The organism is Streptococcus vicugnae (assembly GCF_016461705.1).
Lineage (GTDB): Bacteria > Bacillota > Bacilli > Lactobacillales > Streptococcaceae > Streptococcus > Streptococcus vicugnae.
Window position 1 is genome coordinate 338,868 of sequence record NZ_JAEMHW010000002.1, and the last position, 25,687, is coordinate 364,554.

A 25,687-nucleotide genomic window follows, 5' to 3' on the forward strand; every position below is an offset into this window, starting at 1 on the left:
ACTTTATTTTATTTTTACTAAATTTTTATTGATAAATCGTTTTCACCGTATATGGTTTCAAAGCCTGTAAAAGCTCGCTATCCTTTTTAACAAGATGTCTCTGGCTCTGTAAGGTTTGCTTACTATCTTGATAATGCAAAATAACAGGAATATTTCCAGGATACTCTGACAAGATATCTGATACTTGAGCATCGTGTAAATGATTTGGCAACAATAACCACAAGCGTTCACTACTTGCTTCTTGTACATAATTTAAAATCATTTGCAAACGATTGTTGCGATTTTGAATTTTACCTGTCAAATAATAGAAACGGCCTTCTTGTAGCATTTCTTTATAGCGCGCAAAAACTTCTGGGAACAAGGTGACATCAAATTTTTTCTGCGTATCAGTCACATTTAGAAAGGCCATTTGCTCACCCTTTGTTTTGGTTCTAATCACACGAATCTGAGATAACTCTATAAGGATAGTCGCTTCGGTATTTTCATGTAAATCAGCCAAAGCTGTGAACGCAACAGAGGATTTCTTTCCAATTTCAAGAAGAGGATGGGGACTGATTCCCACTCCTAATAAACCCTGCTCTTGTCGATATTTTTCAGCATTAGGAAAATCTTCAACATCAATCCAGCTATAAGAGTTTTCGGCAAATAAGCTACCTAACTCGTTGACAAAGATAAAGAGTGACTCAAGATTTTCAATGATTTTCCTGCGATTTTTTTCAAAAGAATCAAATGCACCGATTTCCACCAAAGGGGTTATCAGCTCCTTCTTCTGATAGTTTTCAGGTAATTTTGTTAAAAAGTCTTCAATACTTGAAAAAGGTCGATTATCAATAATCCAGTAACACAAGTCACGAGAAAGAGCGCGCAAATTCTTCAATCCAAGATAAATTTGACCGTCAGATATTTTATCATTGTAAGGCACAGTATTGATATCAATCTTCTTAATGCGGAATTCAGATTCCATAGCATCTGTAATATAGTCAGCACTTGAATAGTTAAGCATGACATCGTAGAAAACAGCTGGATAATGTGCCTTAAAGTAGGCCAATTGAAACGCTAACGCTGAATAAGCAAACGCGTGACTTCTATTAAAACCATAGCCAGCAAATTTAGCCATTCGTGAAAATAGGTCCTTAGCAGTCTCAATGGGACGCCCTAATTCTTGTGCTCCTTTTAGAAATTCGCTTTCCATTTTTTGCATGTCTTCTGCCTTTTTCTTCGACATAGCCCGACGTAGCAAATCAGCTTTACCAAGTGTAAAACCAGCATAAACTTGAGCAATCTGCATGACCTGCTCTTGATAAAGCATAATTCCATAGGTTGGCGCTAAAATTGGCGCTACCAAAGGATCAATCAAATCCACTGCTTCTTGTCCAAATCGACGCTTGATGAAGTTTTCCGTATAATCGCTAGCCCCTGGACGATTTAAACTTGTTGTCGCTACAATATCTTCAAATTTTTGTGGCTTAATTCGTTTCAGGAGATTAATAGCTCCTGGTTGCTCAAATTGGAAAATTCCCTTAGTTTTTCCAGCAGCAAATAAAGCAAGCGTCTTCTGATCCTCTAAATCAATAGACTTGATATCAATGTTAATGCCATAATCTTTAGCCACTTTTTCTTGCATGCGTTGCACAAACGTAAGGTTTCGTAAGCCAAGAAAGTCCATTTTAAGAAGACCGTTTGCTTCAACCGCTTGAGCATCATACTGGGTAATCATCATGTCTTCCCCAGCTTTTAAAGGAATATGCTCAGTCAAATTATCATCACTCATCACAACACCAGCTGCATGGATAGAGGTCTGACGAGGATTCCCTTCTATCCGCTTAGCAATAGCAAAAGCTTTTTGATATTCAATCTTAGCATTAATAATTTGACGAAAGGCTAGATTTTTTTCATAAACTGATGTCAAATTATCTTTGAAACCAATTTTCTTTGTGATATTTGTCAGTTCATGCTCTGGGGCACCAAAACGTTTAAAAACATCGCGGATAGCCTGCTTCGCACCAAAAGTTGAAAAAGTTACAATCTGAGCTGAATGAAGGCTACCATATCGATTGCGAACATAGTGGAGAAACTCGCTACGATAAACATCCGGAAGATCAATATCAATATCGGGCATGCTGTATCGTTCTTCATTCAAGAAACGTTCAAAAAGAAGATTGTTTTTAACAGGATCAATTCCTGTGATATCAAGTGCATATGACACTAAACTTCCAGCAGCAGAACCACGTCCCATCCCCATGTAGTAGCCACGACTACGACCAAAACGAAGTAAATCCCAGACAATAAGGAAATAATCATCAAATCCCATTTTATGAATGACAGATAATTCTTTGCTTAAACGTTCTTGATATTCTGGTAACCAAAGATTTTTAGCCTTAAGTCCTGCCTCAGTCAATTCGACCAATTCTTCTTGGGCTGGCTTTTGTCGATTAAAACGTGGTAATTTCAATTCACTATTAAATTCATAATGAATGGAAGAAACAAGCTTTTCTAAATTATCTAATGCCTGTGGAAATTTCTGCTGAAAAGCTTGTGTTAAAATGTCACATGCCATTAAGTGCTGACCTTGAGGTGCAGGGGAAGCATCCTTTAAACTAATGTTATCGCGAATGGCATGAAGCATATGAAGCGTCTCGACTTCCTCAGTATTGAAGTAACGAACCGTATGTAAAGGAATCAGAGGCTTGTCATAAGCTTTTTCTTCTGCGTGGATATCTACTCCAATAAAATAATCAAAAGGAAGAGATAAAGCCTCTACTCCGTCAAAATAAGGCACAATAACAGCTAAACCTGATAAATAGTCTTTAAGGTCCTCTAACTGAATGCCAGAAGTCATTTGACGACTAGACACTTTCATCAAGTTTTTATATCCAATTGTATCACGGGCAATCAAATACATGGATAACGCAAAATTATCCTGTATGTTAAGACTTATTTCAAGACCTAAAACAGGATGCAAACCATTTTCTTTAGCTTTTGTAATAAAATGAAAGGCGGCATAGAGATTATCTTTGTCCATAATCCCAATGGTCTGGTAGCCTAATGCTTTGGCTTCTTTGACATAGCCCTCTAAGTCAATTAAACTATCCATAAAAGAATAGACTGATTTGGTATCTAATTGGGCAAACATAAAAAGCTCTCCTTTCTTTTTTGATATACTTCTTCATCTATTATACACTAAAATGAAAGCTCATTTCGATTTAAAGCAAAATAAGAGGACTTAACGATTGATTCCTTGACATTTCAAACTTATTTCTGTACCATTTATTTAGTACAAGACTTCTTCTAATTAATACAACATAAGACTTCTTTAAATTTTTAATAGAAAGGGGTTATCGTATGTCCTGGAAATTTGATGAAAAATCACCTATTTACGTCCAAATTGCACAACATATTAAAATGCAAATCATCAGCCAAGAGATAAAAAGCGGTGACCAACTCCCAACCGTTCGCGAATTAGCCGAAGAAGCCGGTGTCAATCCCAACACTATGCAACGTGCTTTTTCAGAATTAGAACGTGAAGGCATGGTCTATTCTCAACGAACATCTGGACGTTTTGTTACAGACGATACTGATTTAATCATGCAAAAACGTCGCGAAGTTGCCGAGGCTGAACTTCAATCATTCGTTTGCAACATGCAAAAAATAGGATTTGAAATCGACGATATTGTGACAACACTAGAATCGTATATTAAGGAGAAAAAATAGGATGAGTCAATTACTCCAACTACATCACGTTACCAAAAAATACAAAAAACATGTAGCTGTTGATGATGTGACGCTTTGCTTACCTGCCGGAAAAATTATTGGATTACTTGGTCCAAACGGTAGCGGGAAAACAACACTTATAAAACTAATCAATGGGCTTCTTCACCCAACAACTGGAGAAATCGTTATTGATGGCTATCGTCCGTCAATCGACACTAAAAAAATCATTTCATATCTCCCAGATACCTCTTATCTCAGAGAAGATATGAAAATCAAGGATGCACTCACTTTTTTCGAAGATTTTTATGAAGACTTTTCACGTGAAAAAGCTGAACACCTTTTAAATGATTTAAATCTTAATCCTGATGATATTCTCAAAAATCTATCAAAAGGTAACAAAGAAAAAGTGCAATTAATTTTAGTTATGAGTCGACAAGCCAAACTCTACGTCCTTGATGAGCCAATCGGTGGCGTTGACCCAGCTGCACGTGACTACATTTTACGCACAATCATCAACAATTACTGTGAGGATGCTTCTGTCATTATTTCAACGCATCTAATCTCAGAAATCGAACCAATTCTTGATGAAATCATTTTCCTTAAAGACGGAAAAATTATTTTACAAGGAAATACGGATGATATTCGTGAAGAGCACGGTCAATCCATTGATTCACTCTTCCGTGAGACTTATAAAGCTTAGGGAGGAATTATGTTTTCGAAACTTTTAAAATACGAACTTAAATCAGTTGGAAAATGGTATTTTGCACTTAATGCTTCGATTATCGCCATCTCATTTTTCCTTGGCTTTAGCATTAGATCACTGACAGAATACGCTGAAAATCATTCTGACATTAGTGCTCATAACTTTGCACAGCTATTTCCAATTCTTTTAGCAATTATTTTTGGTGTTCTAGTAGCAGGTGCTTGGATTGCTACTTGGGTTATCATCGTCCGTCGTTTTTACAAAAATCTTTTCGGACGCGAAGGTTACTTGACCCTAACCTTGCCGGTATCAACACACCAAATTATCTTATCAAAACTTATTGCATCATTGATTTGGATTGCCTTTAATACTTTAGTTGTGGCATTTGGTATTACACTACTTGTCTTGCCAGTATCAGGAATCGGTCACTTCTTAGCCTTTCTTCCACAAATTGGAAAAATGCTAACGCTTAAAAGCTGGTTGATTTTATTACTCGCACTAATTGTTTCAACCTTATCTGGTACATTAATGGTTTATCTTGCCATTACAATTGGACAATTATTTACCAACCGACGCGCTCTTATGGCCTTCATCATTTACTTTGGTTTAAACATTGCAGTGATTACCATTTCTGAACTAACAGGTGGCAATCTAACTCATAATGGTATCAGTAGCGAGTATCTAACCTTCACTACCATAGAATCGCTCATCGAAGGTATCATCTTCTACTTTGCTACTCATTACCTCTTGAAAAACAAAATTAATATTCAATAGTATTAAAAAAACCACCAGAATCTGGTGGTTTTTGTGTTTCCTTTTGGGTCTCCCAAAAAGGCAAAACTAGGGAAAGCAAAAAAATAAAAAACGTTGATATATCAACGTTTTGCGTAACTTTGCTAAACTATAAAAAGCTTTGATGGAGCCGGTGGGAGTCGAACCCACGTCCAAACACCTGCCAATACATTCGTCTACAACCATAGGTTATGTCTTTTATTTAACTTAAGCTCGATACATAACTCAAACCTAGATTAAGCGAGCCTATTAATCTCTTTTTAACTAGCTAGGCAATAGTTAAACGTAGCTTGCTAATCAATGAAACCTCTAGCAAAACACAAGCAATTCTGTAGAGATCACGCGAGCTGGTTTTTAGGCAGCTACAGCGTAAGAATTTGTATTTTTTGCAGTTATATTTAACTGGCATTTTTACATCTGCCGATGAGTCGCAGAATGTACCTCATAATGCCTGTCGAATCCGTAACGACCCCAGAAATTATAAAGTAGTCAAAAGCTACGTTTGTTATTATAGCAAATAATGTTTAAAATAGCAAAAAAGAAATTCTTATGATATGATAAGAGTTATGAAAATGAAGATGTTTGACCATTATGCCTTTTGGCAGCGACTAATTAAGTTTCTAGGAATTCTAGCCTTAATAGGAACTTTTGTACTAGTCATCTGGTTCTACCATTTAGGAATATTAAACGATAGCAATGCACTCAAGGATTTTGTTAATGAACATAGCATTTGTGGACCGCTAGTTTTTATCTTTGTGCAAATTTTCCAAGTCGTTTTCCCAGTTATTCCAGGTGGCGTCACAACAGTTGCAGGGTTTTTAATTTTTGATCCGATACTTGCCTTCTTTTATAACTACTTTGGCATTGTCATTGGTAGTATCATACTATTTATCCTTGTTAGGCTATACGGACGTAAGTTTATCTTACTGTTTATTGACGAAGAGACCTTCTATAAATACGAAGCTAAACTTGATACCCAAAATTACGAAAACTTCTTCATTATCTGTATGTTATCACCAATTTCCCCAGCCGATGTCGTTGTTATGATAACAGGATTATCCAGAATTTCATTAAAACGTTTCACGTTCATTATCCTATTAGCTAAGCCGATTTCAATTATTTCTTATAGTTATATCTGGATTTTTGGAGGAAACATTCTAAAATTGATATTACAACACTAAGCTTGAGCCTTGCTCAGCTTTTTCTTATTGATTTCTGACTGTAATTTTTTCAAAAAAATTTCATGTAAACATTTTCACAGTATTGAAAATTTCTTACATAGTAGTAGACTTATAACGAAGGAGTTTACTAATGAAGTTATACGTTCAATTTATGATTATTCTCATCTTTTCATTTATTGGGGAGGCGATTTCTAATTTACTCAATTTACCTGTTCCTGGTAGCATTATTGGGTTAGTGCTACTTTTTCTTGCCCTGGAATTCAAAGTCATTCGTCTGAGGCATATTGACGTGGTCGGAAATTTCTTGCTCAATAATATGACCATTCTCTTTTTACCTGCAGCTGTCGGAATCATGGATAGATTCAATGACATCAAAGATTATTTACTTCCTATCACCATTATTATTCTAGTAGCCATCTTCTTAAATGTCGCTACCATTGGTTTTGTTGTTCAATTCATCAAAACACGATTTGAAGGTGACTACGTTGATAAAGGAGGTCATCATGACTGATATTCTTACTAACCCTATCTTTGGTATCATGCTATCAATCCTAGCATACCTTATGGGCATGCTAATTTATAGACGCTTTCCACACCCTATTACTACACCTTTACTCTTAGCAACCTTTTTTATTATTCTCTTTTTGAAGGTTACTAAAATTTCATATCATGATTATTATATTGGCGGAAGCTATCTTAACACACTGATTGTCCCTTCAACTGTAGCACTTGGAATTCCACTTTATCGTTCATTCCACTTGATGAAACATCACATCAGAAGTATCTTAACTGGGATTCTTGCTGCTTGTATCGTTAACACAACGTTTACCGCATTTGTCGCAAAAACTTTTGGTATCAAATATTTCTTAGCTATTTCATTATTCCCTAAATCAGTAACAACCGCTATGGCTGTAGGCATTACTGAAAAAATGGGTGGAATCACAACCGTAACACTTGTTGTCGTTGTCATTACTGGAATTTTAACCAGTGTTCTTGGACCAGTTTTTTTAAAACTCTTAAAAATCGAAGATCCAGTTGCTATCGGGCTTAGTCTCGGAGGAACAGGACACGCTATTGGTACTGGAACTGCTCTAAAATATGGACTAGTCGAAGGTGCTATGGGAGGTCTTGCAATTGGCATTACCGGAATCACTTACGTCATTATCAGTCCAATCGTTGCGCAAATCATTTTGAAATAATCAACATACTCAAAAAACCTGTAACATTTGATTGTACAGGCTTTTTGAGTAGCAATATTATGCTATAAGCAGGCTACATAAGCGTTTAACAAAGATTTAAGCAAAGTGTTCACGAAGGTTAAAAACAAGTCCTATATGGACCATTCAGAGATAACAAAAAGAAGCCATTAAGGCTTCTTTTTAATGGATAACATAGTCCACTCTAGGGGAATCGAACCCTTATTTCAAGAACCGGAATCTTGCGTGATATCCATTACACTAAGAGTGGCAACTACTATATTATACCACATCGAAGTAAAAAGAAAAGACTTACAAAGTAAGTCTTTTTCTCATTTATAATTACAATTCAATATCGCCAAACAAGTCAGCCATTGAGAATCCAGTTTGAGTTTCTGGAAGTTCGTAATCACGTTTAGCTTCACGTTTTGGACGACGTGGACGTGATTGACGTTTTTCTTCGTTTTCAGCTTGTGCTGGACGTTCTTCAAGAGCTTTGATTGAAAGTGATACACGTTCTGCAGCAGCGTTAACATCAAGAACTTTAACTTTAACTTCTTGACCTACTGAAAGAACATCTTTTGGATTTTCAACACGTTTGTGTGAAATTTGTGAAATGTGAACAAGTCCATCGATACCAGGCAATACTTCAACGAAAGCACCGAAGTCAGTCAAACGTTTAACTTTACCATCAACAACATCACCAGCAGCAAGTTTTTGTTCTACACCGTCCCATGGTCCAGGTGTTGTAGCTTTAAGTGAAAGTGATACACGACCTGCTTCTTCGTCGATTGAAAGAACTTTAACTTCAACTTCTTCACCAACTGAAACAACTGATTTAGGTGAAACGTTACGTTCGTGAGACAATTCAGTCACGTGAACAAGTCCGTCAACACCACCAAGGTCGATGAAAGCACCGAAGCTTGTCAAGCGAGCAACTTTACCTTTAACGATTGCGCCTTCTTCAAGTTTAGAGAAGACTTCTTTACGAGCTGCAGCAGCTTTTTCTTCAACTACTTCACGACGTGAAAGAATGAAGCGGTTTTCAGCTGGAACAACTTCTTTGATTTTAGCTTCAAATTCTTGACCAACAAATTTTTCAGTGTTACGTACAAAACGTGTATCGATCATTGAAGCTGGGATGAATCCACGAAGTCCTTCAAATTCAACTGAAAGACCACCTTTAACAGCGCGTGTACCTTTAACAGTAACAACTTCGCCTTCGCGACCAACAAGTTTATCCCAAGCTTTGCGAGCTTCCAAGCGTTTTTTAGAGACAAGGAAAGTAACTGTATCAGTATCTTTACCTACAACTTGACGAAGAACAAGTACTTCAACTGTGTCGCCAGTTTTAACGAAATCGTTAATATCAGCATTGCGATCGTTAGTCAATTCACGAAGTGTAAGAACACCTTCAACACCTGTTCCTTCGATAACAACGTTTGCTTGATCATTATCAACAGTTAAAACTTCCGCAGTGACAACATCACCAGGGTTTACTTCGCTAACACTGTTTAGCAAATCTTCAAATTCATTCATTCTAAAAAATCCTCCAACAAAAGCTAGCTTAAGCTAGCTTTTGACAACAATAATATTTCTCAAGGTAACCCGCAACGACAACAACTTTTATCTTTGACGGTGTCAAGCCGAAACTCGATACCTTTGACTGGGGTAGCTGGATTCGAACCAACGCATGAGGGAGTCAAAGTCCCTTGCCTTACCGCTTGGCTATACCCCAAAAACAATGTTCAATTACTTTCTAAAATTTTCATTTCAAAAATGGAAGGGGAGGGATTCGAACCCCCGAACCCGAAGGAGCGGATTTACAGTCCGCCGCGTTTAGCCTCTTCGCTACCCTTCCGTTACGACAAAAACTATTCTAGCATAGTTTTTGTTCTCTGACAAGTACTTTTCGCTATTTTTTAGCGATTTAGGTTGTAATTTTCAATAATACTTTCAATTGCTTGCTCTAAAGTTTTGAAAAGTGCTTCCACTTCTCCACTTTTGACAACAGCAAATTTGTTATCTAGTTCAGCAATTTCACCAATGACTTTTTTTCCAGCAGTCAAATTGTAGCCATCGACATTGGCATTATTGATAGCAACTTTGGCGTCAGCAAGTTGAATTTCGATTTTTTTATCTTTTTTGCTCATTTTTCCACCTCACGCTATTCATTTTACCGAAAAACAAAAAAGCTTGCAAGAGCAAGCTTTAAAATATTAGTCAACTTTATAAATCCAGCCTTCTGGAGCTTCAATGTCACCAAATTGGATGCCGACAAGTTCGTCATACAATTTGCGTGTCACAGGACCAACTTCTGTTTCGCTATAGAAGACATGGAAATCATCACCGTGTTGAACACCACCAATTGGGGAAATAACAGCCGCAGTACCACAGGCACCTGCTTCAACGAATTTATCCAATTCATCAAGTTTAACATCGCCTTGGATAGCTTTCATGCCAAAACGGTGTTCTGCCAAGTAAAGAAGTGAATATTTTGTAATAGATGGCAAGATAGATGGACTAAGTGGTGTGATAAATTCGTTATCCGCTGTAATACCAAAGAAGTTTGCAGAACCCACTTCTTCGATTTTAGTGTGAGTAGCTGGATCAAGATAAATAACGTCTGAAAATTTGCGGTCATGCGCCATTTTACCTGGAAGGAGACTTGAAGCATAGTTACCACCAACTTTTGCAGCTCCTGTACCATGTGGAGCAGCACGATCATATTCGTCTTGAATCAAGAAGTTTGTTGGTGCCACCCCCCCTTTGAAGTAATTTCCAACAGGCATTGCAAAGATTGTGAAAATGTACTCGTCAGCAGGATGAACCCCAATAATGTCGCCAACACCAATTAAAAGAGGACGTAGATAAAGTGTAGCACCTGTACCATATGGTGGCACAAATTCTTCATTGGCACGAACAACTTGTTTTGCAGCATCAATGAATTTTTCTGTTGGCACTTGTGGCATAAGGAGACGATCTGCTGTGCGTTGCAAACGTTCTGCATTCATATTTGGACGGAACAATTGAACTGAACCATCTTTTGTGCGGTATGCTTTCAAACCTTCAAAGGCTTGTTGACCATAATGCAAAGCTGGAGAGGATTCTGAAATGTGAAGCATTGAATCTTCAGTTAATTTTCCTTCATCCCATTTTCCGTCTTTGTAATATGAAATATAACGAAATGGTAATTTACGATAGGCAAAGCCTAGATTTTCCCAGTCTAAATCTACTGTCATAACTATTCCTCTTTCTTTGTTTTTATCCTATTGTACGCTTTTTAAATCTTTTTTCAAGTACTTTTTCATAAAATTCTGAAAATTTGTTCAAAAAAATAAATCGGAGAAAAACTCCGACTTATTATCGCTATTTAATTCTTGCACTAAAGACACCTTCATCAGAAATTTTATCTGAGATAAAGGAACCGTTACTTGTGCGCTCTGAGAGTGTCAAATCTTCCAAAATGGCTTGATAATGATTGCCCTTATTTGAGTAAACTTCCAAGGTTTCAATCTTATCAGAATCAAGTGGCTCAATGGTGAACAAATCAATATTCTGCACATCATTTGAAGCGTGTACTGGTCCTGCCATAAAGACGCGATGTGGTTTTGACTTAAGCTCACGAAGGACTTGCAAACCGCGATTAGCACGACTTGTTACTGGAATCAGTTCAGTCGCCATACGTTTCAAGCTACCACGTTGAGTTAAGATAAAGAAACTTTCAGTATTAGCAATAAAGGCCGCTGCTACAAAATCATCATCCTTAAGATTGATTGATTTAACCCCTGCAGCTTTTGCACCAACTACCGGCACTTCATCAATATTGAAATGAAGGGCATAACCGTTGTGTGTGACAACCATGACATCATCCAAAGTAATTGGAGCAATGGTTACAATCATGTCATCATCATTTTTCAATTTAGCATATTTAACAGATTTTGACTTGTAGGTACGCCATGGGGCGAACTCTTTACGTTCGAAGCGTTTCATTTGTCCAAGTTTTGTAGCTGCAAAATAAGTTTGCGGTCCAAATTCATCGACAATTTCAGCATAAAGAACGTATTCGTCTGTCGCAAAGTTAGTAATAGTTTGTGACAAATGTTCACCAATATCTTTCCAACGAATATCTGTCAACTCATGAACTGGACGATAGATAACATTGCCAAGATTTGTAAAAATGAGCAAATGTTGTGTGGTCTTAGCTTGAGAAACGAAGATCAATTCATCATCATCACGTTTACCAATTTCTTCAACCGTTGAAGCGTTATAAGAACGCGGACTTGTACGTTTGATATAGCCACCTTTTGTTACGCTGACATAGGTATCTTCTTCAACAATCAAGCTTGCCACATCGATTTCAATGGTTTCAGCTTCATCTTGCAATTCTGTCAAACGTGGATTAGCAAATTTCTTCTTAACCTCACGTAGTTCACGTTTCATGACATTGTACATGGTACGTTCGTCACCGATAATGGCTTTAAGCATTGTGATGCGTTCACGAAGTTCTGCTTCTTCGTTTTCAAGCGCAACAATGTCGGTATTTGATAAACGATACAATTGCAAAGTTACAATAGCTTCTGCTTGTTCTTCAGAAAAATCATAGCTGACTTTTAAGTTTTCTTTAGCATCAGCTTTATTTTCAGAGGCACGGATAAGTGCAATAACATCATCAAGAATTGAAATGACACGAATCAAACCTTCTACGATGTGAAGACGTTTTTCAGCTTTTTCTTTATCAAATTTTGAACGGGCAACGATAATTTCTTTACGGTGTGCAATGTAACTTGTCAACATTGGAATAATACCAACTTGACGTGGTGTGTAGTTATCAATGGCAACCATATTGAAGTTATAGTTGACTTGCAAATCTGTGTATTTCAAAAGATAGTTGAGAATGGTTTGTTCATCAGCATCTTTTTTAAGTTCGATAGCAATACGAAGACCATCACGGTCAGATTCATCACGAACTTCCGCAATGCCGGGTACTTTGTTATTGACACGAACGTCATCAATTTTCTTAACAAGCACCGCTTTATTGACTTCATAAGGAATCTCAGTAACAACGATTTGTTTTTTACCGCCTCGAAGACTTTCAATGTCGGTTCGTGAACGAACCACGACACGACCTTTACCAGTCTCGTAAGCTTTACGAATACCGTCTTTACCTTGGATAATTGCCCCTGTTGGGAAATCTGGTCCAGGCAAGAATTCCATTAATTTGTCCAATTTAGCATTTGGATGGTCAATGAGGTAAACAACCGCATCAATCACTTCAGCCAAGTTGTGTGGTGGAATATCTGTTGCGTAACCAGCTGAGATACCTGTTGCACCATTAACCAAAAGATTTGGAAAGGCTGCCGGTAAAACCGTTGGTTCCTTTTCAGTATCATCAAAGTTCCAAGCAAATGGAACAGTATTTTTCTCAATATCATGAAGCAAATAGCCAGCAATCTCTGACAAACGTGCTTCGGTATAACGCATGGCTGCCGGTGGATCACCGTCCATAGAACCGTTGTTACCATGCATTTCAATCAAGGCCTCACGATTTTTCCAGTCCTGACTCATGCGCACCATGGCGTCATAAATAGACGAGTCACCGTGTGGGTGAAAATTACCCATGACGTTACCGACTGATTTAGCCGATTTACGGAAACCTTTATCAAAAGTATTGCCGTCCTTATTCATTGAATAAAGGATACGACGTTGAACAGGCTTCAAACCATCACGAATATCTGGCAAAGCCCGCTCTTGAATAATATATTTGGAGTATCGTCCAAAACGATCCCCCATAATGTCTTCAAGAGACATATTTTGTACATTTGACATAATTATTATCCTTTACATTTCACGTCAAAAAATTAACTTTTTCTATATTAACTAACAAAGTTTTTTACAACATTAAAAACTTTTTCTGACCAGGCAGAAAGACCATCACCATCGTACTTCAAATAAAATACTTTAGGGACTAAACAACTTGGAACCAAAGGCTCAATAACCTCTCGTTTATCCTCAGGAATAATGCAAAGATAAAGCTTGTTCAAAGAAATTTCATCTTTAACCTTCGCAGCGTGATAGCCATCAAATACATAACCATCACTTTCAATAATATCATCATATTTGAAATGGAAACTTACCCCCGGAACAAAAAGCGGACCTAATTCATCTTTTGTAGGTTCTCGTTCCAAAAGCCTTTCCATAGCAAGACGATAACCAGACGTTGTATTTGACCAGCCAAGCATCACATATTGAAAATAGTCAGCTGGATCTCCCGCAGCATTACGAGAACTCTGAACTAATTTCTCAGGTGACAATCTAAATGCCTTAACCGCTGATAGAATCTTGTTTTCTCTAAATATTTCTTTCGCTACTTGAACGGTACAGGTATGGCTTAAAAAATCTGAATATACATATTTACCTTTTTCGTCATAAGTTGAAGCAACTATTTTAGAACTTGGAGTATATGGAAATTCCTTACACGGCCTTCTCTCAATATCTTTTATCTTGTCACGAAGTACTTTATTCTCGCAGATAATTTGGGTAGTTCGAGCATTTAATTTCTCGTATGCTATAAAAGCAGAAATTTTTTCCAATTCCCAATCTTTTATCAAAGGATACTCTGATAAAACCAAATGATAAACTCCAGCCCATTGAATACTATATTTTTCAGTCCAGATATCTAAAAGCATTAGCTTGTCCTCTAAAGATATTAATTGACTATAATATCACTCATTAAAAATCAACTTTGTAAATAGCGATTAAAACACTGTATTTTCTTCCAAGGTGAATTTAACGTTGTCTTCGATCCATTTACGGCGTGGTTCAACTTTGTCGCCCATAAGGACGTTGACACGGCGTTCAGCACGCGCCAAATCTTCAATTGTCACACGGATAAGTGTACGTGTTTCTGGGTTCATAGTTGTTTCCCAAAGTTGGTCAGCATTCATTTCACCCAACCCTTTGTAACGTTGGAGTTGAGCTCCTTTACCGAATTTTTGACGTAATTCTTCTAACTCACCATCTGTCCAAGCGTACTCAACTTGCTCTTTTTTGCCTTTTCCTTTTGACATTTTGTACAAAGGAGGAAGGGCAATATAAACATGTCCAGTTTCAACCAATGGACGCATGTAACGGTAAAAGAAAGTCAACAGAAGTGTCTGGATGTGGGCACCATCGGTATCGGCATCGGTCATGATAATAATCTTATCGTAGTTAGAATTTTCAACGTTAAATTCAGCACCGACACCCGCACCAATGGTATAAATCATGGTATTGATTTCTTCGTTTTTCACGATATCAGACATTTTTGCTTTTGCCGTATTAAGCACTTTACCACGCAATGGCAAAATAGCTTGGAATTTACGGTCACGACCTTGCTTGGCTGAACCGCCGGCAGAATCCCCTTCGACTAGGTAAAGTTCATTTTTCTTAGGGTTCTTAGATTGTGCTGGAGTCAATTTACCAGAAAGAAGTCCTTTATCTTTCTTGTTCTTCTTACCATTACGAGATTCATCACGCGCCTTACGAGCCGCCTCTCTGGCATCACGCGCTTTAATTGCCTTACGAACAAGATTTGAAGCCACTTCACCATTTTCCAAAAGGAAGAAAGTCAATTTTTCAGATACAATACTATCAACAATTGGACGTGCTAGAGGACTTCCTAATTTATCTTTGGTTTGTCCTTCAAATTGCAAATGCTCTTCTGGAACAAGAATAGAAAGCACCGCAGATAACCCTTCACGGTAATCAGAACCTTCTAGGTTCTTATCCTTTTCTTTTAATAAACCAGACTTACGAGCGTAGTCATTCATAGCTTTGGTAATAGCTGATTTCAAACCAGTCTCATGAGTTCCACCATCTTTTGTGCGAACATTGTTAACAAAAGAAAGGATGTTATCAGAAAAGCCATCATTGTATTGAAGTGCTACTTCAACTTGGAAGCCTTGATCTTCACCAGTTACCCAAATGACCGGTGTCAATGTTTCCTTATCTTCGTTAAGGTACTCAACAAAGTCTTGCACCCCATTTTCATAATGGAATTCTAGGTGTTCTGCTTCTTCTGGACGATTATCAGTTAATGTCAAGGTAACATTTTTAAGCAAGAAAGCTGATTCTTTCAAACGTTCAGCAATCGTGTTAAATTTAAAATCAACCGTTGAAAAGATTGTGTCATCAGGCATGAAAGTGACCATAGTACCTGATTTAGATTTTGGTGCTGTTCCAATCTTTTTAAGAGTTGTAACAGGTTTACCACCTTTTTCAAATCGTTGTTTGTAAACAGCGCCATCACGAGTGATCTCAACTTCTAGCCAGCTAGAAAGGGCATTAACAACTGAAGAGCCTACCCCGTGAAGACCACCAGAGGTTTTATAACCACCTTGTCCAAATTTACCACCAGCGTGGAGAACCGTGAAAATAACCTCTACTGTCGGAATCCCCATGGCATGCTTACCAGTCGGCATTCCTCGACCTTGGTCTTTTACCGTAACACTACCGTCTTTGTTAATAATCACATCAATCTGATTACCAAAACCAGAAAGTGCTTCATCGACGGCATTGTCAACAATTTCCCATACTAAATGATGTAGTCCTGTCGCATCTGTTGATCCGATGTACATTCCGGGACGTTTACGAACAGCGTCCAATCCTTCTAATACTTGAATGGCATCGTCATTATAATTATTTACATTAATTTCTTTTTTAGCCAAAAGCGACCTCCAAATAATTCATCTTTTTTATCTTACAAGTTTTTTCAGTATTTTGCAAAAAAAAATCAAAGTTAATAACGATTTTACAAGGAAAATCACCAATTTTTTCATGAAATAGTATATCAAATTTAAAGCGTTATCACAAATTTAGCTTGATTCTTCAAGTCATTTATTTTTCAAATTTCTCCTTTTCTTAATAAGCGATTGTGTTATAATGAAAACATGAAAATTTTAGTTATGATTCTGATTGCTTACTTGTTGGGGTCAATCCCAACTGGACTTTGGATTGGAAAATTCTTCTACCACACAAATCTTAGAGAACATGGTAGCGGAAATACTGGAACAACTAATACTTTCCGAGTCCTAGGTGCTAAAGCAGGTATGATTACCTTTATCATTGATATGTTAAAAGGGACGCTTGCTGCGCTTCTCCCTCTTATTTTTGGGGTTACTGGCGTCTCTCCAATTCTAATCGGACTTTTCGCCATAATCGGTCACACATTCCCACTTTTTGCACAGTTTAAAGGTGGTAAGGCAGTTGCAACAAGCGCTGGTGTACTCCTTGGTTTTGCGCCACTATTTTTACTTTTCCTTGTTGTTGTCTTTGTCATTACCCTTTATCTCTATAGTATGATCTCTTTATCAAGTGTAGTTGCCGCTAGCGTTGCTGTCGTTAGTGTTCTAATTTTTCCAGCCTTTGGCTTTTTGCTTCCGCACTACGACCTGCTCTTCACATTAGTGATTATTTTAATTGCAGGTATTATTATTGTGAGACATAAAGATAACATTACACGTATTAAAGTACACAAGGAAAATCTTGTTCCTTGGGGATTGAATTTAAGTCATCAAGAACAAAAAAAGAATTAGCAAAACGCTAATTCTTTTTTATTACTCTTAAGCTTTGTAGACAATGTTTCCATCACAGATAGTGTATTTCACGACACCTTGTAGTTTTTCACCAATAAATGGTGAATTTGAAGCTTTAGAAGCAAAGTGGTCAGACACGACACGTTCTTCTTTGTCAGCAAAGATAACGATGTCTGCAGGACCATTTTCAGCCAAATATCCAGCGTCAAAATCATACATTGATGATGGATTAATGGTCATCTTAGCAAGCAACTCTGACAAGGTCAAATCACCTGTAGCCACCAAGTTTGTCAAGCCAAGAGATAATGATGTTTCAAGTCCTGTCATACCTGATGGGGCTTTTGTGATGTCTTCGACATTCTTTTCATCAGCGTGGTGTGGAGCGTGGTCAGTCGCAATCACTGAAATAACGCCAGATTTCAAACCTTCAATAACTGCCAAACGGTCTTTTTCAGTACGAAGAGGTGGATTCATCTTAGCTGCAGAGCCTTTGATGAGAAGCAAGTCTTCTGTTTTTGAGAAATGTTGTGGTGCTGCTTCTGCAGTGACATTTGCGCCTAATTGTTGAGCAAATTCAACCACTTTAACAGATTCTGCTTTTGACAAATGTTGGATATGTAAGTGCGCACCACGGTCATAAGCAATCATAACATCACGCGCAATCATACTATACTCTGCCACCCCAGTTGCTCCGCAGAAATGGAATTTATCACGTGCAATCCCTTCGTTAAATCCAAGGATACCATTTAATTCTGGGTCTTCTTCGTGAACAGCAACAAAGGTATTATTTGCTTTTGCCAAATCCAAAGCTTCTTTCAACACTTTAGTACTTTGAAGTGGGATACCGTCATCTGAAAAACTGAGTGCACCATTTTCAAGAAGTTCTTTAAAGTCAGTCAAATTTTGACCATCAAAGTTTTTAGTGACTGTAGCGTTTGTATAAACGTGGATATTTTCTTTGCTAGCGCTCGCTAATACTTCTTTCAACGTTTTAACATCTGAAATAGTCGGATTAGTATTTGCCATCATAACAACTGATGTAAAACCACCAGCTGCTGCTGCAAGAGCTCCTGTATGAATATCTTCTTTGTGAGTTTGACCAGGTTCACGAAAATGCACGTGAATATCAACCAAACCAGGAGCTACAACAAGACCACTAGCATCAATGACCTCTGCATTTGCTTCTTCGATTGAGTCAGCAATTTTAACAACTTTTTTTCCATCAACAAGAACGTCCGCAACCTGATCAAAACCAGACTTTGGATCAACGACACGACCATTTTTAATAAGTAACATGTTAAACTCCTATCATTTCAACCAATCAATTGGTTCTAGGCCATCCTGACTGAGGTAAGCATTAGCTTGTGAGAAAGGACGGCTGCCGAAAAATCCGCGATAAGCTGAGAGTGGACTTGGATGCGCACTTTCGATGACATGATGAATTGGATTCGTAATCAAAGCTTTTTTCTTACGAGCATACCCACCCCAGAGAATAAAGACAACCGGTGTCTCTTTTTGATTAACCACTTTGATAATCGCATCGGTAAATGGTTCCCAAATTTGTCCAGCATGACCATTGGCACGACCTGCAGGAACTGTTAAGCAAGCATTTAGCAAAAGCACACCTTGCTGTGCCCATGGGGTTAAATCGTGGTGATCGCGTTGACCTAAATCATCAGCCAATTCTTTAAGAATATTTTGAAGAGATGGTGGTGCTGGAATATTCTCTGGTACTGAAAATGATAGTCCTTGCGCTTGATTCGGACCATGATAAGGATCTTGACCAATAATCACTACTTTAACATCTTCTAATGCTGTTGTTTGAATAGCATTAAAGACTTTCTCACGTGGCGGATATACCAATTCTTGCTGATAAACAGCATCCATAAATTGATTAATGCGACCAAAGTAATGCTCTGGTAATTCATTTTTAATTAACTCATGCCATGTTGAATGTTGCATGTTCACTCCTCTGTAGCTTTAGTATTTCCCTACTAAATCTAGCTTTTCTTTTGCCAAGACATGCCCTTCCATGGCATGAAGCAAATCATTCATGTAAAAACCATCTGTTAATGGCAATTCACAATCCAAAGCATAGACTGTTAGGGTATAAATATGGTCTCTATCCGGTGGATATGGCCCCATATAGCCATCATAAATATCTGAGTTATCCTCATTTAGAAACTTACTAACTAAGCTATTTTTACCATGAGTATGATTAGTATCTAAACGAGAAAAATCTTCTGAAATAGCTTTTACATCAGCTGGAACATCAGCTGGAACATTAGCAACTACCCAGTGAATATAAGCAAAACCACAGACTGGGATAGAATCATAGTCGACGAATGTCCAAGCAAATGTTTTCGTACCTTCAGGAGCATCCTCAATCGTAAACGGGAAAGAGATGACTGCATTTCCCCTAACCTGAACACTTGCTTTTTTAGCGTATGCATCAGGCAAAACATTATTTTCAAATGTTGATGATAGTTTCATTATAACTCCTTTCAAGCTTTAAACCAAGAAGGCCACTAAAGTTTTATCCTTAGTAGCCAAATACTAAATTTTATTAGTCACGCCAAGTTTCTTGGTTTTCTTTAAATTTGTGTAGCAAAGTCAAATCATCTGCAGTGATGTAACCTTGCACCTTAGCTACTTTGATAAGCTCTGTATAGTTAGAAAGTGTCACCAATTTCACACCTGCTTTGTCAAAGTTTTCAGTTGCTTTAGGCAATTCGTAAGTAAAGATTGCCACAACACCGATAACATCAGCGCCTTCACGTTCAGCTGCGGCAACTGCTTCTAGCACAGAACCACCAGTTGAGATAAGGTCTTCAACGACGACCATTTTTTGACCTTTTCTCACACGACCTTCAATTTGGTTACCTGCACCATGATCTTTTGGTTTGCTACGAATATAAGCAAATGGAAGATTCATTTTGTCAGCAATAATAGCTCCATGAGGAATACCTGCTGTTGCTGTACCTGCAATAACTTCCACTTCTGGAAATTCTTCTTTGATTTTTTCTACAAATCCATTTTCAATCAATGTACGTGTTTCAGGATATGAAAGTGTCACACGATTATCTGTATAGATTGGTGATTTAATCCCAGATGCCCAAGTAAACGGATCATTTGGTTTCAAGTAAACCGCTTGAATGTCAAGCAAATCTGATGCAATTTGTGATGCTAAAGTCATAATATTCCTCTTTTCTATAATAACTCAATGGTTGATGTAAAATATTGTTCTAAAAAATGGGTTGCTTGTTTTATTTGGTCATAAGTAACTATTTCACCAGCGGTTGTTAAAATCCATTTAGTCTCCACATCATCAGCACGATGAATAATGGCTACTAATTCCCCTTCGAATACTTCTAGGGGAGCTGAGACACTCTCTGAAATAATATAGACATCTTGCCACTCACCATCACCTCCAATCAAATTTGGAATGTAACCATAATTGATTGGATAGTTATTCCCGTATCTATCTTGATAACCGATTGGTCTATCAATAACCGCTGTGTAAGATTTCCTCATTGTTAACTCCATACCAACTCTAAAATAATTTTAGTATTCCAATACTAAGCATTCCATTCATCGTAAATGGCTTTGTAAGCCGCAACAGGATCATCCGCTTTTGTAATTGGGCGTCCAACAACAATATAGCTTGAGCCAATGGCGCTTGCTTGGCTTGGTGTCATCACGCGTTTTTGATCACCAACAGCAGCTCCTGCCGGACGGATACCAGGTGTCAAGCAAACAAAATCTTCTGACGTTGCCTCTTTGATGACAGCAACCTCACAAGCAGAACAGACAACCCCATCAAGTCTAGCTTCTTCTGCTTTTTTCGCGTAATGCATAACAGATTGAACAAGACTTGTCTGGATATTTTGATCTTCTTTCATTTGCTCTTCTGATGTTGATGTCAACTGTGTTACCGCGATTAATTTTGGACCTTGTCCAAGACCTTCACGCGCAGCTTTCATCATCTCAACACCACCTGCCGCATGAACATTAGTCATGTCAACACCAAGATTTGAAAGCACACGCATGGCTGACTTAACCGTATTTGGAATGTCATGCAATTTCAAATCTAGGAAAACTGAGTGTCCAAGAGATTTCACATAACGAACAATCTCTGGCCCTTCAGCATAATAAAGTTCCATACCAATTTTGACATAGAGCTTTTCATCAGCAGGAAACAAAGCAAGAAATGATTTCACATCATCAAATGACGGAAAATCAAGAGCAATAATCGGACGACTTTCGTGCATTTTTTCTCCTTTTTCTACAAAGAAAACCCCGCCCAAGGGCGAGGTTACACGAAAAGTAGGGCAGCAAGCACCCATTATTCAAAGATGATATCTTCTTTTTTCACGAACCTTTCTCGCCTCTCTGGACTCAATTAAAGGTTATTCAGTTGTTATTATTATATCTTTTTTTAATATCAAAGTCAAAAACTTACTGACTTTTTTAATAAAATAGCAAAACTTACTTGCCACGCAATTCTTGGCGAACTTCACGTCGTAACGTTTCAAGATCTTTGATGCCATATTGATCCATAACCTCAGGTAAACGGTCAATAATATTAGGACAGGCATAAGGATCTGCAAAATTAGCTGTTCCAACTCCAATAGCTGATGCTCCAGCAATCATCATTTCAATAGCTGCTTCTGCTGAATCTATCCCCCCCATACCAATGATTGGAAGATCTGTACTTTGAGCTACCTGACGAATTAATTTAAGCGCTACAGGAAAAACTGCAGGTCCACTCATGCCACCTGTACCATTAGCAATGATTGGTTTACGAGTCTTCAAGTCAAAACGCATACCAACCAAAGTATTAATCATGGTAAAGCCAGTTGCTCCAGCTTCTTCAACTGCCTTAGCAACTGCTGTGATATCAGCCACGCTCGGTGTTAATTTAACATAAACTGGCACATCTGAATGCTCAACACTAGCTTTCACAGCTGCATAAGCTAGCTCTGGCACTTGTCCAATCAACAAGCCATGATTTCCATGGTCAACATTAGGACAAGAGATATTAAGTTCGATAGCTTTAACATTTGCTGCTTTTGAAATCTTTTCAGACACATAAGCATACTCTTCGTTTGAAAAACCAGCTACATTAGCAATAATTGGTAATTCTGGGAAGTGTTCTTGCAACCAAGGTAATTTTTCAGAAAGCACCACATCAACACCTGGATTTTGAAGCCCAATAGCATTTAACATGCCTGAAGGTGTTTCTGCCACACGTGGCGTTGGATTCCCAAAACGAGCATCCTTAGTTGTCGCTTTAATCATAATTGAACCTAACTTATCCAAATCATAATATTTGGCATACTCTTGGCCAAAACCGAAGCAACCTGATGCAGGAATAATCGGATTTTTCAAATCAAGTCCTGGAAGGCTAACAGCTAAACGATTTTCTGACATAAATAAACCTCCTTACAAGATGATTTTTCCAGTTTCAAAAACCGGTCCATCTTCACAAACACGTTGATTGGCAGCATCTTGGGCGTTTTTCAAATGCACTACACAAGCATAACAAGCCCCCATACCACATGCCATACGAGATTCCATAGACAGATAAGCATGTGGATGGTTTTCAAATTTTTGGTCAACGTATTTCAACATTCCTGGTGCGCCACACGAGTAAATAGCATCAAAAGAATATTCTTTTGTAAGCTCATCAACAACCGTTGATACATATCCTTTAGTTCCATATGATCCATCATCAGTGGTGACATAAACCTTACCATATGCTGACAAGGCCTCTTCTAGGATAACAGCATCTTTATTCGCAAAACCAAGAACAGAAATCACTTCAACACCTTTAGCAGCTAATTGCTTAGCTGTTTCAACCAAAGGCGGAACACCGATTCCCCCTCCGATTAACAAAGCTTTTTGCCCTGCAGAAACCACAGAAAGATCAAAACCATTTCCCTGAGGTCCCATAGTATCGACACGATCACCAGCTTTCAACTGAGATAAAATAGCTGTCCCAGCGCGTTCCACACGATAAACAATGGTTGCGACTTTATTAACTTTATCAATCTGGCAAATCGAAATCGGACGACGTAATAATTTACTTGGATCAGGTACTCGAAGATGCAAAAACTGACCAGGAGCCATGTCCATGACCATCTCACCAGAAAGCTTCATCTCAAAAATACAAGGAGCAATCTCTCGTTGACTAACAATCAATAAGTTTTCTTTCAATACAGACGTTTTGTCTTTACAACTTGAATGCATAGTGTTCCTTTCACACAAAAAAACCTCGCCAGAAGGCAAGGTTACAGCAAAATAAGCAGAGCACACCAAAGCATACTCACACTTTTTATTAGAGATAAAACTCTTTTTTACAGTAACCTTGAAAGTCTCTCTGAACTTAATTAAAGGTTTTCAAATTTTAAATATTATAACGCGTTTTCATTTGCTTGTCAATTATTTTTTGTAGCAAGTGAAGATCCTTTTTATTCTCGTGATACTTACCTTATGTGGTGCCAACGGTAGCTTCAATATTTTAGGAAACTAAGGAATTCCTAAAACTTTCGAAATGTAAGAGAAACTTCGCTTCTCTTATCCCCAACCTTAAACAATCTCCCAGATTATTTAAGCAACACATTCAAAACAAACGCAACAACCATTAACCTGAGTTTTCTTTGAAAACAAAATTAAAGACAGTAGTTGCAGCTACTGTCTTTTTTGCGTTGTGCTATAAGTATCTTCAAACTTTAGCGTTAAATGTGTTGTAACACGTTATCGGAAAAAATTGTCAAGAAATAAGTTTTTCATTATTTATAAGCTTGATAAGAATGAATGTGTAAGTCTGAACGGCCAGTAAAAGGAGCAATTTCAGACATCAAGGTTTCAAAACGACTATCTTGCATCAAAACATTTTGACCATAAACCATTAAATGAATTGGTTCAGTCGCTTCGCTAATCAAGTTCCCTTCAGCACCAAAGATTTCTTTTTTACGACTACGCAAATCATCTAAAATTTCTTCCAAGATGACTAAAGACGCAGTCACATCATCAGAGGCGCCTTCAAATCGATCAAATGGGTTATAAAACTTGATTTCACGCTTCAAATCTTCGCCAGCATCGATGACGTAGACCATTCCCTTGTGATCGAAAAGATAATGACGGAACTGCTTCACAGCATCCTTAGGATTAATCTCTGGCAAGTTAGGCTCAGAAGCATTATTAACCTCTTCCTCTTGTTCAATGTCAAGATTATCAAGTTCTTCATCTTCTTGAGCTTTCTCTACTTGATGATCAGCTACCTCAAGCGCAGATTCCGCATCTTCATCAAGGCTAGTTGCTTCAGAAACTACTTCTTCAGCTACTTCATCTTCTGACTCTAGACTTGATTTTTCAGGATTTTCAGCAAGTTCTACCTCTTCAATTAAATCATCAGCTTCAGAATCAACACTTTCATCACTTTCCGGTTCAAGCTGATGATTATCTTCTAGTTCTTCACTGCCATCAGTTGCTGATTCTTCGTCCTCTTTGACTTCCTCAAGCCTACTATCTTCCAAAGCAGATTCTTCCTCAAGAGATGTCTCCTCAACTTCGACTGCCTCACCAAGTTCGTGATCAGGTAATTCTTGGCTACCAAGTGTTTTATCAGCAAGATTAGTTGCTTCAGATTGTCCTTGAGACTCTTCAACCTCTTCCGCTGATACATCTTTGTTATCAACGTTATCAGTAGATTCAGATAACTCAGCAAACTCTTGTCTTTTAGCTAATTCTTTTTCAAGAAGCTCTGGAATTGTCTCAGCTTTTTCTTCTTCAGGTTCATGATATTCTTCTTGAGACTTTCTAGGCACCAAAGCATCGATTTTAGCCATCAACTCTGCCTTATTGATTTCTCTTTTTTTGTATTCAACAACTTGGAGAGGATCCACCAAAATCGGATATTCAGATTCTTCTTTGATTGACAAATTAGTCACTCGAAGAGAGGTGAAAACATCAATCAATACCCCAAAAACACGTTGACGATTATCACCCAAAATTGCTTGAAATACTGATTTTGATTCACAAATTTCTAAAACATGATCAATCCCGCGAACCCAGCTACCTACAATATCCAAAGAATGATTCATCAACCTAAACGATGGTTCATCATACCAAAATGTTGACTTAATTAACTTCTCTTGCTTAGAAAGCGCATCCACAGAAGCCAAAATTTCACCTAACTCTGATTGCACAACATTTGGCGAAAAAGAAGCCCCCAATAAAGATGGGGTCTTCTCAACCAAAACAATCTCATCTCTGAAAAGTGTTAGGTAATGAATGCTGACAAGTAATTTTTGAATTAATAAACGATGTCCATTTGAGTTCATATCTTTCTTCACTACCATCACACTCACCTTACAATTTATATTACATTTTTATTACAATCTTTCACTACTAATATATCATATAATAAGCAAAAGAACAACGAAAAAAAGACAAGAAGCCTGAAAATAAAAAGAAAAACCGAACGATATTTTGAAAGACTAAAAAAAGAAACCGAGTCGTAAC

General features: G+C 37.7%; 23 protein-coding genes, 3 tRNA genes and 1 other RNA gene. 7 read left to right on the top strand and 20 right to left on the bottom strand.

Features of this window, described 5'->3' with window-relative positions; genetic code table 11:
* Positions 1 to 25 precede the first annotated feature (25 nt).
* Positions 26 to 3,133, bottom strand: coding sequence for a DNA polymerase III subunit alpha (locus JG537_RS05275; protein WP_199544180.1), 3,108 nt, complete (start codon positions 3,131 to 3,133; stop codon positions 26 to 28).
* Between the two features lie 209 nt (positions 3,134 to 3,342).
* Here JG537_RS05275 and JG537_RS05280 point away from each other — a divergent pair, with 209 nt between their 5' ends.
* The 3 genes from JG537_RS05280 to JG537_RS05290 are packed head-to-tail and all read left to right on the top strand — an operon-like array spanning position 3,343 to position 5,188.
* A complete protein-coding gene (locus JG537_RS05280; protein WP_132869862.1) occupies positions 3,343 to 3,711 on the top strand; it encodes a GntR family transcriptional regulator in 369 nt (122 codons plus the stop codon).
* Position 3,712: 1 nt separating this feature from the next.
* Positions 3,713 to 4,411 (top strand): ABC transporter ATP-binding protein, encoded by a 699-nt coding sequence (locus tag JG537_RS05285; RefSeq protein WP_199544182.1) that lies wholly within the window; start codon positions 3,713 to 3,715, stop codon positions 4,409 to 4,411.
* A gap of 9 nt (positions 4,412 to 4,420) precedes the next feature.
* The gene (locus JG537_RS05290; RefSeq protein ID WP_199544184.1) at positions 4,421 to 5,188 is read left to right on the top strand and encodes an ABC transporter permease; all 768 of its coding nucleotides are present in this window, start codon (positions 4,421 to 4,423) and stop codon (positions 5,186 to 5,188) included.
* A gap of 140 nt (positions 5,189 to 5,328) precedes the next feature.
* Here JG537_RS05290 and ssrA read toward each other — a convergent pair.
* Positions 5,329 to 5,679: a transfer-messenger RNA gene (gene ssrA, locus JG537_RS05295) on the bottom strand.
* Positions 5,680 to 5,772: 93 nt separating this feature from the next.
* Here ssrA and JG537_RS05300 point away from each other — a divergent pair.
* The 3 genes from JG537_RS05300 (at position 5,773) to JG537_RS05310 (ending at position 7,586) form a co-directional block, all read left to right on the top strand.
* Positions 5,773 to 6,387 carry a TVP38/TMEM64 family protein gene (locus JG537_RS05300; RefSeq protein WP_199544186.1) on the top strand — a complete coding sequence of 205 codons (615 nt, stop codon included), beginning with the start codon at positions 5,773 to 5,775 and terminating at the stop codon, positions 6,385 to 6,387.
* A gap of 130 nt (positions 6,388 to 6,517) precedes the next feature.
* A complete protein-coding gene (locus JG537_RS05305; RefSeq protein WP_039697045.1) occupies positions 6,518 to 6,898 on the top strand; it encodes a CidA/LrgA family protein in 381 nt (126 codons plus the stop codon).
* Entirely contained in the window at positions 6,891 to 7,586 is a 696-nt protein-coding gene (locus tag JG537_RS05310) for an LrgB family protein (RefSeq protein WP_132869671.1), read from the top strand. Before JG537_RS05305 ends, JG537_RS05310 begins: the two co-directional genes overlap by 8 nt.
* Positions 7,587 to 7,782: 196 nt before the next feature.
* On the opposite strand, the gene JG537_RS05315 is transcribed toward JG537_RS05310, so the two are convergent.
* The 9 genes from JG537_RS05315 to parE form a co-directional block, all read right to left on the bottom strand.
* Positions 7,783 to 7,854, bottom strand: a tRNA-Arg gene (locus tag JG537_RS05315).
* Positions 7,855 to 7,925: 71 nt separating this feature from the next.
* Positions 7,926 to 9,122, bottom strand: coding sequence for a 30S ribosomal protein S1 (gene rpsA / locus JG537_RS05320; RefSeq protein WP_132869670.1), 1,197 nt, complete (start codon positions 9,120 to 9,122; stop codon positions 7,926 to 7,928).
* Between the two features lie 127 nt (positions 9,123 to 9,249).
* Positions 9,250 to 9,321 (bottom strand) — tRNA-Gln (locus JG537_RS05325).
* Between the two features lie 42 nt (positions 9,322 to 9,363).
* Positions 9,364 to 9,444, bottom strand: a tRNA-Tyr gene (locus JG537_RS05330).
* A 61-nt stretch (positions 9,445 to 9,505) separates the two neighbouring features.
* Positions 9,506 to 9,736: a DUF2969 domain-containing protein gene (locus tag JG537_RS05335; protein WP_132869669.1), complete on the bottom strand. Its 231-nt coding sequence runs from the start codon at positions 9,734 to 9,736 to the stop codon at positions 9,506 to 9,508.
* 66 nt (positions 9,737 to 9,802) lie between these two features.
* Positions 9,803 to 10,825 carry a branched-chain amino acid aminotransferase gene (locus tag JG537_RS05340; RefSeq protein ID WP_199544187.1) on the bottom strand — a complete coding sequence of 341 codons (1,023 nt, stop codon included), beginning with the start codon at positions 10,823 to 10,825 and terminating at the stop codon, positions 9,803 to 9,805.
* A 127-nt stretch (positions 10,826 to 10,952) separates the two neighbouring features.
* Positions 10,953 to 13,412, bottom strand: coding sequence for a DNA topoisomerase IV subunit A (parC, locus tag JG537_RS05345; RefSeq protein WP_132869903.1), 2,460 nt, complete (start codon positions 13,410 to 13,412; stop codon positions 10,953 to 10,955).
* A gap of 47 nt (positions 13,413 to 13,459) precedes the next feature.
* Positions 13,460 to 14,272, bottom strand: a complete 813-nt coding sequence (locus tag JG537_RS05350) for a hypothetical protein (RefSeq protein ID WP_039698295.1) — start codon at positions 14,270 to 14,272, stop codon at positions 13,460 to 13,462.
* Between the two features lie 69 nt (positions 14,273 to 14,341).
* Complete coding sequence (gene parE, locus JG537_RS05355) at positions 14,342 to 16,291, bottom strand: DNA topoisomerase IV subunit B (protein ID WP_074482126.1); 1,950 nt, start codon at positions 16,289 to 16,291, stop codon at positions 14,342 to 14,344.
* A gap of 222 nt (positions 16,292 to 16,513) precedes the next feature.
* On the opposite strand from parE, the gene plsY reads away from it, so the two are divergent.
* Entirely contained in the window at positions 16,514 to 17,158 is a 645-nt protein-coding gene (plsY, locus tag JG537_RS05360) for a glycerol-3-phosphate 1-O-acyltransferase PlsY (protein ID WP_132869044.1), read from the top strand.
* A gap of 27 nt (positions 17,159 to 17,185) precedes the next feature.
* On the opposite strand, the gene JG537_RS05365 is transcribed toward plsY, so the two are convergent.
* The 9 genes from JG537_RS05365 to JG537_RS05405 form a co-directional block, all read right to left on the bottom strand.
* Positions 17,186 to 18,454: a dihydroorotase gene (locus tag JG537_RS05365; RefSeq protein ID WP_132869043.1), complete on the bottom strand. Its 1,269-nt coding sequence runs from the start codon at positions 18,452 to 18,454 to the stop codon at positions 17,186 to 17,188.
* 12 nt (positions 18,455 to 18,466) lie between these two features.
* Entirely contained in the window at positions 18,467 to 19,120 is a 654-nt protein-coding gene (locus JG537_RS05370) for a uracil-DNA glycosylase (protein ID WP_132869042.1), read from the bottom strand.
* An 18-nt stretch (positions 19,121 to 19,138) separates the two neighbouring features.
* Positions 19,139 to 19,651 carry a YbhB/YbcL family Raf kinase inhibitor-like protein gene (locus tag JG537_RS05375; protein WP_132869041.1) on the bottom strand — a complete coding sequence of 171 codons (513 nt, stop codon included), beginning with the start codon at positions 19,649 to 19,651 and terminating at the stop codon, positions 19,139 to 19,141.
* Between the two features lie 73 nt (positions 19,652 to 19,724).
* Positions 19,725 to 20,354 (bottom strand): orotate phosphoribosyltransferase, encoded by a 630-nt coding sequence (gene pyrE, locus JG537_RS05380; protein ID WP_132869040.1) that lies wholly within the window; start codon positions 20,352 to 20,354, stop codon positions 19,725 to 19,727.
* A gap of 14 nt (positions 20,355 to 20,368) precedes the next feature.
* Entirely contained in the window at positions 20,369 to 20,692 is a 324-nt protein-coding gene (locus JG537_RS05385; protein ID WP_199544188.1) for an inorganic diphosphatase, read from the bottom strand.
* A gap of 44 nt (positions 20,693 to 20,736) precedes the next feature.
* On the bottom strand, positions 20,737 to 21,429 hold the full coding sequence (gene pyrF, locus JG537_RS05390) for an orotidine-5'-phosphate decarboxylase (RefSeq protein ID WP_132869038.1): 693 nt from the start codon (positions 21,427 to 21,429) through the stop codon (positions 20,737 to 20,739).
* A gap of 217 nt (positions 21,430 to 21,646) precedes the next feature.
* The gene (locus tag JG537_RS05395) at positions 21,647 to 22,591 is read right to left on the bottom strand and encodes a dihydroorotate dehydrogenase (RefSeq protein ID WP_132869037.1); all 945 of its coding nucleotides are present in this window, start codon (positions 22,589 to 22,591) and stop codon (positions 21,647 to 21,649) included.
* Between the two features lie 12 nt (positions 22,592 to 22,603).
* Positions 22,604 to 23,410 (bottom strand): dihydroorotate dehydrogenase electron transfer subunit, encoded by an 807-nt coding sequence (locus JG537_RS05400; protein WP_199544189.1) that lies wholly within the window; start codon positions 23,408 to 23,410, stop codon positions 22,604 to 22,606.
* A 542-nt stretch (positions 23,411 to 23,952) separates the two neighbouring features.
* Positions 23,953 to 25,524: a hypothetical protein gene (locus tag JG537_RS05405; protein WP_132869036.1), complete on the bottom strand. Its 1,572-nt coding sequence runs from the start codon at positions 25,522 to 25,524 to the stop codon at positions 23,953 to 23,955.
* Between the last annotated feature and the right edge of the window lie 163 nt (positions 25,525 to 25,687).